This window comes from Vibrio sp. YMD68 (assembly GCF_029958905.1).
Classification (GTDB): Bacteria; Pseudomonadota; Gammaproteobacteria; order Enterobacterales; family Vibrionaceae; genus Vibrio.
This window is the reverse complement of sequence record NZ_CP124614.1, coordinates 3,157,644-3,174,757: the sequence shown is the minus strand read 5'-3', so window position 1 is coordinate 3,174,757 and position 17,114 is coordinate 3,157,644. Positions and strand designations below refer to the sequence as shown.

Genomic DNA, 17,114 nt, shown 5'->3' with positions numbered 1-17,114 from the left:
TATCTCCTATCTCCTATCTCCTTCTAGTCGTCATTCTCCTCTCATCACTATGAACTTTTTATTGCAATCCCGAGTAGGCTATTGACATTCGATAGCGCAAATTTAAGATATATGGATATGCGTATATGTGAGGTTTGAAATGTTACCGCACCAGTTTTTTAAAATGCTTTCTGATGAAACCCGTATGCGGTGTTTGCTTTTAATTGCCAGAGAGGGGCGATTATGTGTGTGTGAGCTCACCAGCGCTTTAGATGAAAGTCAGCCTAAAATATCACGGCATCTCGCTCAACTTCGTCAATCAGGCGTGTTGGTGGATGAACGCGAAGGACAGTGGGTTTACTACCATGTATCACACACATTACCCGGTTGGTTACGTAAGGTCATCGCGGGCTTAAAAGAGTCCAATTGTCTACAGGAACAATATCAATTGGATGTTCAGCGTTTACAAGCAATGGCTGCACGTCCTTGCACTTAATATGAAGAATAGAGATCAATACAATGACGATTAAAGTTGGAATCAATGGATTTGGCCGAATTGGCCGTTTGGCACTGCGCGCTGCTTTTGATTGGCCTGAATTGGAATTCGTGCTTATCAATGATGCAGCAGGAGACACAACGACACTGGCGCACCTGCTGGAGTTTGATTCGGTTCAAGGGCGTTGGCATCACAGCGTGACCCACGAACAGAATGACATTATTGTTAATCAGCACCGCATTCGTACTACACAAGAGCGAGAGATAGGCGCTGTTGATTGGTCTGGTTGTGATGTGGTGATTGAAGCAACAGGCGTACACCGTAAAACGTCTATTTTGAATCAATACTTAGAGCAGGGTGTGAAGCGTGTGGTTGTGAGCGCACCGGTAAAAGAGGAAGGCATTGCCAACATTGTGGTCGGCGTGAATGATGCCATTTTTGATGCCGATAAGCATCGCATTGTTACCGCCGCGTCTTGCACCACGAACTGTATTGCGCCGGTGGTGAAAGTGATTCATGAAAAACTGGGCATTGAGCAATCTTCATTTACTACGATTCATGATTTAACTAACACTCAAACGATTTTGGATGCACCGCATAAAGATCTCCGTCGCGCGCGCGCTTGTGGCATGAGTTTGATTCCGACCTCAACAGGGTCAGCGACGGCGATTGTTGAAATTTTCCCAGAGCTTAAGGGCAAGATTAACGGCCATGCCGTGCGTGTTCCATTGGCGAACGCATCACTGACGGATATTGTGTTTGATGTGAAGCGTGATACCACGGCGGAAGAAGTGAACGCGTTACTCAAAGAAGCGTCACAAGGAGAGCTTCAGGGCATTCTTGGTTTTGAAGATCGTCCATTAGTATCGATTGATTATCGAGGCGATCAACGTTCAACGATTGTTGATGCTCAATCAACCATGGTTGTGGGTACCCGTATGGTGAAAATCTACGCTTGGTATGACAATGAGATGGGTTACGCAACGCGCACCGCGGAACTGGTTCGTACTGTTGGCTTAGCATAGGGAAATGATGATGACACATCCAACTTGGGAACTTGCCGTTGAAGAGGGCGCGTTAATCTTGACGCCTTGCCCGGGTACGAAAGGCACCGATTTGTCGGCTTCTTTAGAACAGCTCAAAGCACAAGGCGTGAAAGCAATTGTGACGGCAATTAATGCTGAAGAGATGGCCTCTAAAGGGGTTGAAGCGCTAGGAGAAGTGACTAACCAGTTAGGTATGGAATGGCACCACATTGTCATTGAAGACGACTGCGCGCCAGATGAAACGTTCGCTCAGCAATGGGCAAGCGCTTCTCCTCAGCTGCACAAGATTATCTCTGACGGTCATAAAGTGGCGCTTCATTGTATGGGGGGATCTGGACGAACTGGATTATTTGCAGCGCACCTTTTACTAGAGCGAGAGTGGCCATTAGAGCGCATTGTCAAAGATGTTCAGGCGCTTCGTCCTGGGGCGTTTACCAAGCCTATTCAGATTGAATATATTAGTGGCGTAGCGACTCAGTAACCCTTAGCAATCATTAGAAATTAGCAATCATTAGAAATTAGTCACCATTAGAAAATAGTGATTACTCAGTGGCTAATATTATTAAAGAGCTTTTGGGACACCATGATCCAAAAGCTCTTTTTACTTGAACCGATGACGGTTTGACATTGTGAGAGCCCGTATGTTTTCAAATTTAAGCAAAAGTGTTCGCCAATATATGTTGGTGACCTTTAACTACTGGAACTTCACCATTACCGATGGTGCGCTCCGTATGCTAGTGGTTCTGTATTTTTATGACCTTGGGTATAGCTCGTTAGAGATCGCTTCGCTGTTTCTTTTTTATGAATTCTTTGGTGTGGTGACCAACTTAATTGGTGGCTGGCTTGGGGCTCGCCTTGGTTTGAACAAGACCATGAATATTGGGTTGGGGATGCAGGTGATAGCACTGGGGATGTTGGCGGTACCTAGTGCCATGTTAACGATTCCTTGGGTGATGGCCGCACAGGCACTGTCTGGTATAGCCAAAGATCTCAATAAGATGAGTGCAAAAAGCTCAATCAAAACGCTGGTACCAGACAAGCAGCAAGGGGCGTTGTATCAATGGATAGCGGTTCTGACGGGTTCTAAGAACGCGCTCAAGGGAGCCGGCTTCTTTATCGGCGGTCTCTTGCTTTCAACCATAGGTTTCCAATATGCGGTGCTGGTGATGGCAGCCGTGCTTACGTTAGTGTTCATTGGCAGCGTGGTGAGTTTAGACGCGGATATGGGCAAAGCGAAAACTAAGCCTAAGTTTAATCAGATTTTTTCTAAGTCTGAGTCCATTAATATTCTCTCAGCAGCGCGCATGTTCTTATTCGGGGCTCGTGATGTATGGTTTGTGATTGCTTTACCCATTTATCTTGGCAGCGTGTTTGGCTGGGATCACGCCTGGGTGGGCGGTTTTCTCGCGACTTGGACCATTGCGTATGGGGTTGTTCAAAGCATTGCACCAAGAATAACCGGTAAGGCTCAAGGTCAAGTTCCCGACGGTCACGCAGCGTTTCTCTGGGCCTTGGCATTGACTGCGGTCACCGCAGGTATTGCCTATGCTGTACAAGTGGGGTGGCAGCCAGAGCTTGTTATTATTGGTGGTTTGATGGTGTTCGGCGCTATTTTTGCTGTTAATTCATCACTTCACTCGTACCTGATTGTGAGTTATGCCAAAGGCGATGGCGTGTCACTGGACGTTGGTTTTTATTATATGGCCAATGCGATGGGGCGTTTAATCGGCACGATTCTATCCGGTTGGGTATTTCAAATGGGAGGCCTTGCGGCTTGCTTATGGGTATCCTGTTCGTTTTTGCTGTTGACGACATTCATCTCGATAAAACTGCCAAGGCTTAACCAAGCGGCAGTGTAAATTAGCCAGAATCTGGACTCAATGGAACAACATGTTTTAACCAAAATCTGACAAGGATGTTACATCATCGGATTTATTGTTGCTATATTCGATCTGTTCATGATGGGAGTTAGGAGTGTTTGGTGAGAGAGCGCGTTCAATTTTTTGATTTATTACGCTGCGTTGCTGCGGTTGCTGTTATCGCGATTCATGTGCTGGCGCCTTATCGTCATGAGTTAGGCTCCATTCCTTTTGACCAATGGCTAACGGCGGTGAGTGTCAATGGGGTATCCCGCTGGGCCGTCCCTGTTTTTATCTTGATATCAGGCGCCCTGATGCTTAGTGATCAGCGACCGTTCGATGCCAAGTACTATGTCAAACGTCGACTTGGTAAGGTGTTATTGCCTTTTATTATCTGGTCTTTGTTCTATGCGTATTTATCAGGTTGGACTCTCGCGGGGTACGATCTCGGGGTAACAAAGCAGGTACTGTCTGACAGTTTTACCCACTCCACGTACTACCATTTAGGCTTTTTCTACTACTTCATTCCGCTCTATTTAGTGATTCCGTTACTGCAAATATTTGTGCGTCGAACGACCGATGAAGCGATCTATGCGTTGGTGGCGGTTTGGCTGTTTACGACGGTACTTTACTTGTTCAAGGTAGATGGGCCATGGAGCAATCAGTTTTGGTTATACTCTGGCTACTTACCATTAGGGTATGTGTTATTTAAGAAAGTACCGCTTAATAAAACCAGTGTTGGGATCGTTACCTGTCTTGGTGTCATAGCACTCGTTGCCACAGTGGTATCGGTTGTGAATTTAAGTGTGACGGCAGACGCCTACACTGTGGGCCGTTGGCTATCCTATAAAACACTTAACGTTATATTGGCTGCGAGTATGGTATTTATGCTGTGCCGTTATTTTGGTGAGGGTTTATCAGAGAACACGCGTAAGGTTGTTGGGGTGATAAGTAAAAATAGTTTAGGGATCTATATCCTACACCCGATTTTTCTGTGGCCGATGAAAGAGTTTGGTTGGTATCAGGGACACCCTGCATGGGTTATCCCAGTATGGATTGTGGTCAGTGGTGCAGGGGCGCTGTTATTGAGTGTCTTGTTTTCTTATTCAGCAAAGACACGTTGGTTGCTGCCATAGTCCTCAAATAACCGATACCTTTTTAAGTTAGCGTTTCATCGCGAAGTGAAGAAATTTGTCCCCTTGGTAGGTGAGTGTTCCTTTATCACCAGGGTTTAGTGCGTGGTAATAATGGACACCTATTTGAAATTCTCGCTTAGGACCGACAGCTCCGCGCTGTACATAGATCCAAAACTCTTCTTCTTCACCGGGTGGGGCATCAGGAACCTGGATGGTTTGTTTATCTAAAATGGTGACGTTAACCGACTGCTCAGGCGCATTTTCTCCTTGGATGTGCTTTCGATAAAAACCAAGGAAGACCCAAGCTGCGCCTAGCGCTAACAGGGCTACCGCAATAAAAAGTGAAACAGGCATGACGCTCTCCGTAATATTGACAAGTTATTGTAGCCTCGACTGTCATTGAATTTTCTGTTTGTGATCATGAATCGTGACCGATGTATTAATCTATTCATCAATTAGTTTAGATTAGCTTACTTTCAATGGGTTACAGATCGAGGTTTATCAATTATTTTTGGAAAATACTCGAAAAAGTGATGTGCATATAGAAGAATGGAAGTATGTCTGTCTACAATAATAGCCATGGAGGATTGCAATGTCTGATATTGAAAAAGTCGTTTTACGCACCCGTAAACTCGAAGCATTACTCCGCGGGCACTATCACGCGGATGGAAAAGGCTTGCATCAGTTAATCAGTAGCTGTGAAGAGCGACTTCCTCATGATGTGATTGGAAAACTGAGATATATCGCGACAATTCGCAATAAAATCGTTCATGAAGATGACTATGAGCTAGAAGATAGGCGGTCTTTTCTTTCTACCTGTGATGAATGTGAGCATGAGCTAACACCGAGAAGCGGACGTTTTATTTGGCGAGTCGCTATTGCTCTAATGATGTTTATCACTTTAATAGCGCTAGGGTTTTACTACGTACATTGGGATGAATTATCGAGACATTTATAATTGAGATGAATCAGTAATGTCGATGGGTAAGTCTAAATGATTTCTCTATGAGCTACAAAAACAAAAGGGACGCAAATGCGTCCCTTTTGTTTTTTGTGATTTTAGTAATACATCACGGGCAGGGTCATTAAGCCAACTACCACGGCGATCATTACAAGTCCTTGTTTTTGTGAAGAAGTAATCATAACTCTGCTCCTCTGTTTAGATGTTTGATACTGTGCTAATAACAATAGCACTAATTTAGTGGTTTGATCAAGTATTTGTTTGGATAACCTGCAAAACACTAACTTTACTCTTGGTTAATTGACGTAAAACATAGCTTTAGTTGCCTGGTTTTGTTCTGTTTTTATTTTGAGCTAATTGTATTCATTTTTGTCTATCTTGTTTTAACCTATTGTTTTTAATTTAAATTTAATAGTTCACTTAGTGTTCGTTGTTTGTATTTTTGTTGTTTTGGGTGGTTGGTTGTCTGTGTGGTTTCTATCTTTGTAAAGTTGGGGTAAGTTTGATTTATCTGTAGAGGAATTGAAGATTAATGCTATAACCTCTGTTTAATTGACTATAAAGTCATTTATTTTCCTCGTATAAATGGCTTAGCGATCTCCTGAGTTTTTAAGTTGTTGTTTTTCCTTTTTTTGAATTTATGTCTTTGTATTAATTGGTTTTTGTTAATATTTTATGGATTTATTTTTTATCTTATTAGGCATATTTCTGTTTTGAAGTGGTGGTTTTAGTCTCTTGGCGCACAAAATATCGATAAGTCACTATACTGAAATAACCACTGAATCAGGTTAATGGTAGATAGTGGCCACCGTAAAAACGCGTTACAAAGGAATCACAATCGAGATCCAATTTTTGTCATACACTCCTAGACATCACCTGTTACACGCCTAAACTGGCGGCGTAATAAAAAGAGGTGGTGGTATGTGGAGTTGGATGTCTGTCGCTTTGGCGGGCTTTGTGAGTATTTCAGCAAATGAAAATAGTAAAAATACGCAAGCGATAGCTTTTCGTGCGGTGAGTTTTCTCTTTTTATTGATCATTTTGTTTCAAAAGAACGCGGAATTGACTCCAGTTCAGCTTTGGATCTCTCTTGGGCTTGGCATTTCAATGCTAGGGGATTCCTTGTATCTGCTTAAGCGTTATCACCGAGTCTGCTTTACCTGCTTTCTGGTTGCACAAATATGTTTAAGTAAGTCGTTTTGGGTTCAATTATCGGGTGGCATCGAGTGGTGGTTGCCGGCCTTTTTGTTGGCCAGTGGCTTGTTGGCTTTTTTCCTGTTACTTCCTCAGATAGATCGCTTGATTTTCCCTGTGACACTGATGGGGTTGGTACTTGTTCAATTAGCTTGGGCAGCAGGGGCTGTTTGGTTATTGCAGTCATCAATGTTGAGTTTATTCGGCTTTATTGGTTCTTTAGTTCTTATTCTATCGGCAGGTCTTTTGGCTATTCATGATTATCGACGTCCTATTTTAGGAGGGAGATATGTGGTTTCTGGTGCTTATTTACTTGCGTACTCTCTGATTACCGCTTCTGCTATTGTATAATGTGTCATTCACTTAACGGTTATGTAGGTAGCTCCAATGTCTAACGAAATCCATGCGCATGCTGTGCTTAATATGCTCCGTGAAAATGCAATGACGGAAGAGGCGTTACGAGAAGCGGTTGCTAAGGAGTACGGAATTGATGTTACGTTTCGTACTTGTAGCCAGAATGGTTTTGAACTTGATGCGCTGTTGGAATTCTTTTTGCTAAAAGAAAAAGTATGGGTAAAAGATGGCGTATGGTCGCTGAATGCCGAGCGTATTTGTAGCCACTAATTTTTCGACATAACGTCTGCCTATTATTGTTATCTAAATCCGGTTTCTTAAGGGCGTTGAAGTCGTTATACTGCGCCAACTCTTTTTAACCGGATTGCTTGTTATGGAAATCTTATCTGCCGCGACCATGTTGTTTTTGATCATGGATCCATTAGGCAATCTTCCTATCGTTCTCTCTATACTCAAACACTTAGACCCTAAACGACGTCGTAAAGTGTTATTCAGAGAGTTGATGTTTGCTCTCGTGATTTTGATGACCTTCTTATTTGCAGGTCAAAGCATTATGAACTTCTTGCAGGTTGAACCGGAAACGCTCAGCATTTCAGGCGGAATCATATTGTTTATTATCGCCATTAAGATGATATTCCCAAGTGCAGGAAGTATTACAGGCCTAGCCGCTGGTGAAGAGCCATTTATCGTTCCCATGGCTATTCCAATGATTGCGGGGCCCTCAGTCATTGCTGCGCTGCTTTTACTTTCCAGTCAGTACCCAGATAATCTATTAGAGCTTTCTGCCGCGGTTATGCTGGCGTGGGGGGCGACGTTCATTATCTTAATGTTCTATGGCTTCTTCCACCGAATCCTTGGTGAACGAGGGCTAAAAGCGATTGAGCGATTGATGGGGTTATTGCTGGTCATGATTTCAACTCAAATGTTCTTGAATGGAATCAAAGGTTACATGGCTGTCGCTGGATAACGCTTGTTTGAATCATTGTATTTATGACAATAAAAAAGCCGCTCATCAGTTGAAGCGGCTTTTTATTGGGCATGTGTTTCATCTTGAAATGTGTTGGTGTAGTAAAGGCTTATTCATTTCAAATAACACAGACTAAGTCCATCAATATTCAACTCAAAAATTTAAGTCAATCAATATCAAGGCTGTGGGTTTTGGCTGTCTGGTAACATACGTTTATTGCGGATGTCGATTAACGCGCATACCCCAAAAACCAGGATTGAACACTTATCTCCCCAGCTCAAACTGAGTTGTTTTGAAAACGCGGCAGAGAAAATCACCGTTTGTAGAATATGGGTAAAAAATAGAAAACCCATGATGATATGGAGCACCAAATTTAACGGATAATGAAAAGGCACAAAGACATTGTATGCCAATACTCCCCATACCATTGCAATAACCGCCTTGGCGATGATGATTCCACCATTCATAACGTACTCCTTTTCATTATTCTTCGACTTATTCACGATTGATTGGCATGACCACTGGTTACCGCTCTTGTCTAGTAAACAGCCTATAGCTGACTTGTCCGGTTGTCTTTTCTCTGTGGGTGTGCCAATGCTCAGGTATCCCTTCCAAAGTCAGTTCTTTTTCTGTTTCAACATAAATGAGTGCGTCATCGCTGAGCCAGTTGTTCTGTTCAAGTAACACAATCGCTTCTGCTAATAGCCCTTTTCTAAAAGGCGGATCAATGAAAACGATGTCAAACGGTGTTCCCGCTTGTTTCAAGTAGACCAAACTATCGCTGTTAATAACCTCAATGTTATCCGCTTTGAGCAGCTCTGCATTGGTTTTCAGCTGTTTGTATGCCTGATTGTTCAGTTCAATCAGCGTTACTGAGCCCGCTTGACGAGAGGCGGCTTCAAAGCCTAGCCCACCAGATCCTGCGAAGAGATCGAGACACTTAGCTTGTGGCACATCTTGGGCAAGCCAATTAAAAACCGTTTCTTTTACTCTGTCTGTTGTTGGTCTTAGCCCTTCCAGGTCATGAACAGGTAATTTTCTGCCTCTCCATAGGCCTGTGATAATACGAACAAAGCCCCCGGAAGGCTTTTTTTGTGATGTGTTTTGCTGACGACGTCTTACCATAGATTTTTTGACCGCTAATTAAGTGTTACTATACACCGCTACTCTAAATATATCGTTAGGGTGTGATCTGAATTTTATAATGACAGAGTGTATCAATCTAATGAAAGATTTTTCACTGCTTTGTCATTTTCTTTTCTGTAGCAAGGATAATTCTACAGAAAAGTGTTGTTGTTAGTTTAGTAGATCTAGGATATCCCCAGATGACGGAAAAAAAGAAACGCGGCTTACTCTCTTGGCTTGGCTTCGGTGATGAAGAGCAAACAAAAGATACACCAAAATCAGAACAGCAAGATGAGACTAGATCGGTACAAGAGTCCCCAGCTGAAACAGACATAACAGCTGAAACTGACATTGCTGTTGAATCTGAAGCTCCAGAACATACCGAACTTGTAGAACAAGAGACATCGATACAAGACACGTCATTAAATGAAGTGCAAGATATTGAATCGGCAGTAGAGGTTGATTCTCCTGTTCTAGCAGAAGCAGAAGCAGAAGCAAGAATAGAAGAACAAGAAAAGCCGACAGAAAGTTTTTTCGCTCGTTTGAAGCGCAGCTTAAGCCGAACCAAAGCCAATATTGGTGCAGGTTTTTTCGGTTTATTCAAAGGCAAACAAATTGATGATGAGTTGTTTGAAGAGTTAGAAGAACAGCTCTTGATCGCCGATGTGGGTATGACAACGACGGTTAAAATCATTGATAGCTTAACGGAAAAGGCCTCCCGTCAGGATTTAAAAGACGGTGAAGCACTTTACGGACTACTTAAAGAAGAGATGTCAGAGATTTTATCAACGGTGGATAAACCATTAGAAGTCGATACGACCAAAACGCCTTATGTCATATTAATGGTCGGCGTGAATGGGGTAGGTAAAACAACGACGATAGGTAAGCTGGCTAAACAGTTCCAAAATGAAGGCAAGAAAGTCATGCTGGCTGCTGGGGATACGTTCCGTGCCGCCGCGGTTGAACAGTTGCAAGTTTGGGGCGAGCGTAACAGCGTTCCTGTCATTGCTCAGCATACGGGCGCTGATAGTGCTTCTGTGATTTATGATGCGATTGAAGCGGCAAAAGCGCGTGGTGTTGATGTGGTTATCGCTGACACGGCTGGCCGTTTGCAAAACAAAGCGAACTTGATGGAAGAGCTGCGTAAAATTGTGCGAGTGATGAAAAAGATCGATGATTCCGCTCCTCATGAAATTATGCTGACGCTGGACGCTGGTACGGGGCAAAATGCCATTAGCCAAGCGAAACTGTTCAGTGATGTCGCACCCGTGACAGGCATTACGTTAACTAAATTAGACGGTACGGCAAAAGGCGGGGTTATCTTTGCGATAGCCGATCAGTTCCAAATTCCAATTCGTTACATTGGCGTTGGCGAAGGCATCGATGATCTTCGTCCATTTAAAACCGAAGAATTTGTTGAAGCACTGTTTAGTCGAGAAGAGTAGTCGTTGTTTATTATCGTCATGGACTTCAGAAAGTAAGAGGAAGAGTAGGTGATCAGTTTTCAGCAAGTTAGCAAAGCGTATCGAGGCGGCCGTCAAGCTCTACAGAAAGTAGACTTTCACCTAAAAAGAGGTGAAATGGCCTTTTTGGGTGGGCATTCAGGTGCGGGAAAAAGTACCTTGCTGAAACTCATTTGTGCGATTGAACGACCGACAGATGGAAAAGTCAGTTTCAATGGTCACGATATCACTCGTATCCCAAATAAGGATATTCCTTTTTTACGCCGTAATATTGGCATCGTTTTCCAAGATCACCGGCTACTCATGGACAGAAGTGTGTTTGATAACGTAGCACTTCCTATGCGCATTGAATCGATCTCAGAGCATGACATTAAACGTCGAGTAAGTGCAGCATTAGATAAAACAGACCTTCTAGATAAAGCCCGTTGCTTACCAAGTCAGCTATCTGGTGGTGAGCAGCAGCGTGTTGGCATTGCGCGTGCTGTTGTGAATCGTCCTACTTTATTATTGGCCGATGAGCCCACCGGTAACCTCGATCCTGAATTATCGAATCGTGTATTGAGATTATTGGAAGAGTTTAACCGAGCGGGTGTGACGATATTACTGGCGACTCATGATATTGGCTTAGTGAATACTCGCCCTCAATATCGGCATTTAGAGCTGAATCAAGGCTTTTTAAGTGAGGTCTCAGACTATGGGCGGTAATGTTCGCAATAAAAAATCGGCAAAAAAACGAGTCCAAAGCCCTTTTAAAACCATCGGCTTTTTCCAGTCTCATTTAAATCAAGCCAAGCGCTCATTTGCTGAGTTGTGGGTACGCCCTCTTGGGAATTTCCTCACCTTGGCGGTCATTTCAATGGCACTGGCGATGCCTTCGTGTTTGTATCTGTTAGGCAAAAACATAGCTGCTGTAGCGGATACGGCGGTAAGCCCTTCCCAGATAAGCGCATACCTTGCTGAGCAGACCCCTGAAGCTCGGATTATGGTGCTAAAAGATGAAATAGAAAGTCGTGATAATGTGGCGAAGGTCGATTACATCTCTTCTCAGCAGGGGCTTGATGATCTCAGCCAGTACGCTGGGTTTGAACAAGCGATAAGCCTATTGGATGACTATTCGCTACCAAGTGTGTTGATTATTACCCCGAGTGAGGATGATAACGATCTCATTAAAGCTCTTGTTGGTAGCCTTAAAGCCCAACAAGAAATAACGGATATTCGACTAGATGAAGACTGGTTGGTTCGTTTGGATGCGATTCAGGCGCTCATCAGTGTTATTGTGATAGCGTTGTCATTACTTATGCTTTCTTCGGTTTTTCTTATTGTTGGCAATACATTGCGTTTCAATGTGTTGGCTAATAAAGATGAAATTCAAACGATGAAGTTAATTGGTGCAACCAACCGCTTTATTTTACGTCCGTATGTGTATTCGGGGATGTGGTTTGGCTTATTAGGGGCGTTATGCGCGTGGATTCTCACAGCGCTCATTACCATTTTACTTAATGGTACCGTTGAAGATTTGGCCATGCTGTATGATAGCCACTTTAGATTAATCGGACTTAGCTGGGACGAATCTCTATTGCTCATTATACTTGGTCTCATTCTGGGTTGCGCTGCAGCAAAAGTATCGGCACAGCGTCATTTAAAAGAAATTGAACCAGTTTAGGCGGCAAGTGTCGTAACCTAGGTAGAAATGAAAGTGTGTGCTATTTTGGCTTGTAACACTTATTCGTTTGTGCATAATAATTATCCCCTGCTTGAAAGCTGTTCATCTTCGGTTCAAGTCAGTTGGGGTAAAACCATAATCCAGATCAGAGATTGATGAGGAATTGAATGACAACTAAAACGTATTCGATGGCAGTCGTATCGCAAGATAGCTTAGACAGTTATATTCGTTCAGCACACAGCTACCCAATGCTGACTGCGGAAGAAGAGCGCGAACTCGCTGAAAGATTACACTACAAAGGTGAACTTGAGGCCGCAAAAGGTCTTATATTGTCGCACCTGAGATTTGTTGTTCACGTTGCTCGTGGATACTCCGGTTATGGCTTGCCAATGGCCGATCTTGTTCAAGAAGGCAATATTGGCTTGATGAAAGCCGTAAAACGTTTTAATCCTGAAGTGGGTGTTCGTCTGGTATCTTTTGCCGTGCATTGGATTAAAGCTGAGATTCATGAGTACGTACTGCGTAACTGGCGTATTGTTAAGATTGCAACGACCAAAGCGCAACGTAAATTGTTTTTCAATTTGCGTAAATCGAAAAAGCGTTTAGGTTGGTTTAATAACGGTGAAGTCGAAACGGTTGCTCGTGAGTTAGGTGTTGAGCCTTCAGAAGTACGAGAGATGGAATCCCGCCTGGCTGCACAAGATTCAACGTTTGAAATGCCAAATGATGATGATGAAAGTGGCCACTCTTATACTGCGCCTGTTCTCTATTTAGAAGACCAGTCCTCAGACCTAGCGGATAATGTTGAAGCCGACAATTGGGAAGCTCATACTAATAATCGACTAGGTTTAGCATTAGCGACTTTAGATGAGCGTAGTCAGCATATTGTTCGTTCCCGTTGGTTAGACGACAACAAAACCACATTGCAAGAATTGGCGGAAGTGTATAGCGTTTCTGCGGAGCGAATTCGTCAGCTAGAAAAGAATGCGATGAAAAAGCTGAAAGCTGCAGTGGGTGAGTTTTAATCTCTAGATAAAACGAACAGCCAGTTAGACGATTGAATTAAAAAAAGCCGAGATCAAACGATCTCGGCTTTTTTGTGTCTATGATCCCTAAATGAGCTTCACGCAAAGCATTGCCTGTGGGTAACTCTGTGCAAAGATTATTTAACACCTGTCAGAAAGCGGGGTAAACAAAGGCTTCATGAGTAAAAATATGATGGGGATACTTTTCTATTTATTCACATATAAATAAAGATCAACACTATATATAGTGGATCGAAAGATCCAAAACCACGTTATCAACGCAATCCACAGACTTATGCACAATCTTGAACCTATTCGTACCGAGTGGATAACCATACAGCTTGTTGGTACTTATCAGGCTATGGATAGGTTACAATTACCCTTCATGAAACTAAGATAAAAAGGGTATCAAGTTGGACGTATTTCAAACGATTAATATCGAACAAGCACAAGCGTATTTAGAGCAATCAAGTGCCATTCTTGTTGATACTCGCGACAGCCAGTCATTTGCTCAAGGTCATGTAGCTGGAGCATTCTCTTTAAGTAACGATACGATTGTTGAATTTATGAATGAGGTTGAGTTTGAGCAACCGATCATGGTGATGTGTTACCACGGCATTAGCAGCCAGGGTGTTGCTCAGTACTTGATTAACCAAGGCTTTACGGATGTGTATAGCATTGATGGTGGAATAGAAGCGTGGCGTAGAGCCGGTTTACCGACAACTCAATAGAACTCGCACCAGACAACAGGGTATGAATCAACACCAATATGAATTAATGGTCATATTATTAGTGGCAACCTTGTGTGAGTGCAAAGTCATCGGTACGTGAAAGGGTTAGATTATTCATTTTTTAGCAAGTGGTAGGTAGTGCATGGTCCGATTATTGACAATAAGTAATCCAAGAGCGGCTCAAGCTTTTATTGACTATTTGGCTTCAAGGCAAATAGAAGTTCGCATGATGCCGGAAGGGGAAGGTCAATTCGCATTGTGGTTGCTTGATGAGCAGCATCAGGTGGAAGTCGAAGCTGAGCTTCAGCACTTCTTGAGTGATCCAACCGATAAAAAGTATCAGGCCGCATCTTGGACGATGGCAGAAACTCGCACCAGTGTATTCTCTTACAATACGCCCAGTTTTATTGGCATGATTAAGGCCAAAGCGGGTCCTGTGACCTTAATTGGGATGAGTGCCTGCATTGTGGTGTTTATCCTACTTCAGTTTGGATTACAAAATCGTCTTTTTTCTTTATTGCATTTCCCTGCTGAAGCGAGTCAACAGGTCCAGGTCTGGCGTTGGTTCACTCATGCCATTCTTCATTTTTCAGCCATGCACATTGTGTTTAATGTTTTGTGGTGGTGGCAACTCGGTGGGGATATTGAAAAACGGTTAGGATCTGGCAAGTTATTGCAGATCTTTGCTATTTCGGCCGCGCTTTCTGGCGCAGGGCAGTACTTTGTTGAGGGAGCGAACTTTGGCGGTCTGTCTGGTGTGGTTTATGCTCTCGTCGGGTATTTATGGGTGGTCGGGACAAAAATCCCTCAGCTTGGGTTAGGTATGCCTAAGCCGCTGATCGGCTTTATGCTGGTTTGGCTTGTGCTCGGGTTTGTTCAGCCTTATATGGCGATTGCCAACACGGCGCACTTAGTGGGTTTACTGTCCGGTGTGCTTATTGGGTTACTTGATGCCAGTAATAAGAAGTTCCGCAATATGCAGTAAAGTTTTGGTTTGGTTGGAAAAAAGGCTTTCGCTATGCGCGTAAGCCTTTTATTTTGTTGGGATGGTTTTTATTGATACGGCTTTTGTTGATACCGCCTCTATTGATACAGGTATTTGGTGAATAAGAGATCAGCAATGATGGTTCGCCCTGTCTCCGGAAGTAAAATCGCATTCAGCTTCTCTACCAGTACTTTTCTTAAATCTTCTCTTCCGGCTAACGATTTTACTGTATCTTCAGATTGCTGCCCGAGCAGCTCGATAACTGCGTCGCGGATCAAAGGTTGGTGTAGCTCTACGATCGGTAGATCTGCGGCACTGGCGACCATAATATCGATACGAACTTGGATATAGCCAAGGTTTTTACCTTTGGTATAAAAATTAGTGGTGAGATCCGGCTCGAGTGTGAAATAAGCCAGCTGCGGTGCTTTTTCTTCTTCTGCATAACTTGGTAACGAAATGAGAAGAGTAAAAATAGTAAATATTTGGGCTAGGTAACGTTTAAGCATATTAATGACTTTTCTTTCTTATAATGATGATACTCGTAACAACAGAGTCTTGTTACAATAGAGTATCTATATGTAATGAAATGCATTTTGCATTTCTCGGTTGGTTTTACCAATCTTTGCCGCTTTATTCTACGATGTTAAAGCTAATAATTGAATACTAGTATGAATCTATCAACTTCGCTCTATCTATCTGCTTTACTTGAAGTAAATTGGCAGGATCCCACAGGTTTTGACTTTCCGTCTCAACAGTCTCAAGATTGGCTGCTGGAACTCGGGTCATTGTCTCGCCTGCTTGAACGCCATTGTGACGACTTAAGTGTAGACTTATTGCACAACCGTATAGTGAAAGCAGAGCGATTAAATCAGCAAGAAATCGATCTTTTATCTCAAGATCCGTGTTTATTGCGTAAGGTGGTCCTAAAAGGGGATGGCGTACCTTGGGTTCTTGGCCGAACCTTGGTACCGAGTACTTCGATTGCTAAGCAACAATATGACTTAACCGAGCAAGGTGAAATACCGCTTGGGTTGACCGTATTCAGTACTCATGATGTAAAACGAGACGCTTTACAAGTAGGCTGGGCCGATACTGAACAGGGACGTTTTCTAGCTAGGCGCTCTCGATTATGGATGAACAATAAACCGATGTTGGTGGCGGAGTTATTTTTACCCGCTTCTCCGGTTTATTTTGAAGAGAACAACAAATGAGTTCGGTAAATATTAAAGTAAAATCGTATTGGCAGCTAATGCGAATGGACCGACCGATAGGTTCATTGCTGTTGCTTTGGCCAACGCTATGGTCTTTGATTGTTGCGGCTGAAGGCCTCCCTCGCTGGGATGTGGCTGTGGTGTTTACTTTAGGTGTGGTGCTCATGCGTTCTGCGGGATGTGTGATCAATGACTTTGCCGATCGCCATGTTGATGGCCATGTGGAGCGTACTCAATATCGTCCATTACCGGCGGGTGATGTGTCGAGCAAAGAGGCGATTGGGCTATTCGTTGTTTTGGCGGTAGTCTCTTTTCTTCTGGTGCTAACCATGAATCCTCTTACTGTGAAACTGTCCTTTGTCGGCATTCTTCTCGCTTTCATTTATCCATTTATGAAGCGTTATACTCACCTTCCTCAATTGTTTCTTGGGCTCGCCTTTAGCTGGGCCATACCTATGGCGTGGGCAGCGCAAACCAATGAATTACCGCTGATGGTTTGGTATCTATTTACGATTAACGCGGTTTGGACTATTGCCTATGACACTCAATATGCAATGGTTGACCGAGATGATGATGTAAACATTGGTATTAAGTCGACCGCTATCCTCTTTGACCGCTTTGATAAAATGATCATTGGTGCTTTGCAATTGTGTACGCTCATTATGTTGATGCTATTGGGTGATAAATATGCGCTGAGTAGTGGTTTTTACTGGAGCTTGCTCATTGTTGGTGCGTTGTTTGTCTTTCAGCAGCACTTGATTCGCCATCGCTCAAGGCCGCATTGCTTTAAAGCATTCCTGAATAATAATTACGTTGGTATGGTCATCACCATTGGGCTATTACTCGGATTTTTAATCAAGTAAGTACCTAATTAAGTAAGTGCCCAATCCCGTCATCATTCAGACCACATCGATTAATA

At 43.2% G+C, this 17,114-nt stretch carries 21 protein-coding genes; 17 read left to right on the top strand and 4 right to left on the bottom strand.

Going from position 1 to position 17,114, the window contains the following annotated elements:
• Positions 1-139 precede the first annotated feature (139 nt).
• The 5 genes from QF117_RS20525 (at position 140) to QF117_RS20505 (ending at position 4,516) form a co-directional block, all read left to right on the top strand.
• Positions 140-475, top strand: a complete 336-nt coding sequence (locus QF117_RS20525; protein WP_017036850.1) for a metalloregulator ArsR/SmtB family transcription factor — start codon at positions 140-142, stop codon at positions 473-475.
• A gap of 23 nt (positions 476-498) precedes the next feature.
• Positions 499-1,500 carry an ArsJ-associated glyceraldehyde-3-phosphate dehydrogenase gene (locus tag QF117_RS20520; protein WP_282387951.1) on the top strand — a complete coding sequence of 334 codons (1,002 nt, stop codon included), beginning with the start codon at positions 499-501 and terminating at the stop codon, positions 1,498-1,500.
• Positions 1,501-1,510: 10 nt separating this feature from the next.
• Positions 1,511-2,002, top strand: a complete 492-nt coding sequence (locus QF117_RS20515; protein WP_282389535.1) for a cyclin-dependent kinase inhibitor 3 family protein — start codon at positions 1,511-1,513, stop codon at positions 2,000-2,002.
• A gap of 160 nt (positions 2,003-2,162) precedes the next feature.
• The gene (arsJ, locus tag QF117_RS20510) at positions 2,163-3,380 is read left to right on the top strand and encodes an organoarsenical effux MFS transporter ArsJ (RefSeq protein ID WP_282387950.1); all 1,218 of its coding nucleotides are present in this window, start codon (positions 2,163-2,165) and stop codon (positions 3,378-3,380) included.
• A 122-nt stretch (positions 3,381-3,502) separates the two neighbouring features.
• Entirely contained in the window at positions 3,503-4,516 is a 1,014-nt protein-coding gene (locus tag QF117_RS20505; protein WP_282387948.1) for an acyltransferase, read from the top strand.
• Between the two features lie 27 nt (positions 4,517-4,543).
• On the opposite strand, the gene QF117_RS20500 is transcribed toward QF117_RS20505, so the two are convergent.
• Positions 4,544-4,870: a DUF2500 domain-containing protein gene (locus tag QF117_RS20500; protein ID WP_282387946.1), complete on the bottom strand. Its 327-nt coding sequence runs from the start codon at positions 4,868-4,870 to the stop codon at positions 4,544-4,546.
• A 238-nt stretch (positions 4,871-5,108) separates the two neighbouring features.
• Between QF117_RS20500 and QF117_RS20495 the strand changes: the two genes are divergently transcribed.
• The 4 genes from QF117_RS20495 (at position 5,109) to QF117_RS20480 (ending at position 7,992) form a co-directional block, all read left to right on the top strand.
• On the top strand, positions 5,109-5,474 hold the full coding sequence (locus tag QF117_RS20495) for a DUF4145 domain-containing protein (protein ID WP_282387944.1): 366 nt from the start codon (positions 5,109-5,111) through the stop codon (positions 5,472-5,474).
• A gap of 924 nt (positions 5,475-6,398) precedes the next feature.
• On the top strand, positions 6,399-7,022 hold the full coding sequence (locus QF117_RS20490; RefSeq protein ID WP_017036857.1) for a lysoplasmalogenase: 624 nt from the start codon (positions 6,399-6,401) through the stop codon (positions 7,020-7,022).
• 36 nt (positions 7,023-7,058) lie between these two features.
• A complete protein-coding gene (locus QF117_RS20485) occupies positions 7,059-7,295 on the top strand; it encodes a YecH family metal-binding protein (RefSeq protein WP_282387942.1) in 237 nt (78 codons plus the stop codon).
• 103 nt (positions 7,296-7,398) lie between these two features.
• Positions 7,399-7,992, top strand: a complete 594-nt coding sequence (locus QF117_RS20480; RefSeq protein ID WP_017036859.1) for a YhgN family NAAT transporter — start codon at positions 7,399-7,401, stop codon at positions 7,990-7,992.
• A gap of 176 nt (positions 7,993-8,168) precedes the next feature.
• On the opposite strand, the gene QF117_RS20475 is transcribed toward QF117_RS20480, so the two are convergent.
• Together QF117_RS20475 and rsmD are read right to left on the bottom strand one after the other, a co-directional pair.
• On the bottom strand, positions 8,169-8,459 hold the full coding sequence (locus QF117_RS20475) for a DUF1145 domain-containing protein (protein ID WP_282387940.1): 291 nt from the start codon (positions 8,457-8,459) through the stop codon (positions 8,169-8,171).
• A 58-nt stretch (positions 8,460-8,517) separates the two neighbouring features.
• Complete coding sequence (gene rsmD / locus QF117_RS20470) at positions 8,518-9,117, bottom strand: 16S rRNA (guanine(966)-N(2))-methyltransferase RsmD (RefSeq protein WP_282387938.1); 600 nt, start codon at positions 9,115-9,117, stop codon at positions 8,518-8,520.
• Between the two features lie 200 nt (positions 9,118-9,317).
• On the opposite strand from rsmD, the gene ftsY reads away from it, so the two are divergent.
• The 6 genes from ftsY (at position 9,318) to glpG (ending at position 14,984) form a co-directional block, all read left to right on the top strand.
• Positions 9,318-10,562, top strand: coding sequence for a signal recognition particle-docking protein FtsY (ftsY, locus tag QF117_RS20465; protein WP_282387936.1), 1,245 nt, complete (start codon positions 9,318-9,320; stop codon positions 10,560-10,562).
• 48 nt (positions 10,563-10,610) lie between these two features.
• On the top strand, positions 10,611-11,285 hold the full coding sequence (ftsE, locus tag QF117_RS20460; RefSeq protein ID WP_017036863.1) for a cell division ATP-binding protein FtsE: 675 nt from the start codon (positions 10,611-10,613) through the stop codon (positions 11,283-11,285).
• Complete coding sequence (gene ftsX, locus QF117_RS20455; RefSeq protein ID WP_282387934.1) at positions 11,275-12,243, top strand: permease-like cell division protein FtsX; 969 nt, start codon at positions 11,275-11,277, stop codon at positions 12,241-12,243. Before ftsE ends, ftsX begins: the two co-directional genes overlap by 11 nt.
• 167 nt (positions 12,244-12,410) lie before the next feature.
• Positions 12,411-13,268: an RNA polymerase sigma factor RpoH gene (gene rpoH, locus QF117_RS20450; protein ID WP_017036865.1), complete on the top strand. Its 858-nt coding sequence runs from the start codon at positions 12,411-12,413 to the stop codon at positions 13,266-13,268.
• A gap of 413 nt (positions 13,269-13,681) precedes the next feature.
• The gene (glpE, locus tag QF117_RS20445) at positions 13,682-13,999 is read left to right on the top strand and encodes a thiosulfate sulfurtransferase GlpE (protein WP_282387930.1); all 318 of its coding nucleotides are present in this window, start codon (positions 13,682-13,684) and stop codon (positions 13,997-13,999) included.
• A gap of 142 nt (positions 14,000-14,141) precedes the next feature.
• A complete protein-coding gene (glpG, locus tag QF117_RS20440; RefSeq protein ID WP_282387928.1) occupies positions 14,142-14,984 on the top strand; it encodes a rhomboid family intramembrane serine protease GlpG in 843 nt (280 codons plus the stop codon).
• A 98-nt stretch (positions 14,985-15,082) separates the two neighbouring features.
• Here the strand turns inward: glpG and QF117_RS20435 are convergent, their stop codons facing one another.
• Positions 15,083-15,490 (bottom strand): flagellar basal body-associated protein FliL, encoded by a 408-nt coding sequence (locus QF117_RS20435; RefSeq protein WP_017036868.1) that lies wholly within the window; start codon positions 15,488-15,490, stop codon positions 15,083-15,085.
• 162 nt (positions 15,491-15,652) lie between these two features.
• On the opposite strand from QF117_RS20435, the gene QF117_RS20430 reads away from it, so the two are divergent.
• Positions 15,653-16,195, top strand: coding sequence for a chorismate lyase (locus QF117_RS20430; protein WP_282387926.1), 543 nt, complete (start codon positions 15,653-15,655; stop codon positions 16,193-16,195).
• A complete protein-coding gene (ubiA, locus tag QF117_RS20425) occupies positions 16,192-17,058 on the top strand; it encodes a 4-hydroxybenzoate octaprenyltransferase (protein WP_282387925.1) in 867 nt (288 codons plus the stop codon). The genes QF117_RS20430 and ubiA overlap by 4 nt, the downstream gene beginning before the upstream one ends.
• The last annotated feature ends 56 nt before the right edge of the window (positions 17,059-17,114 follow it).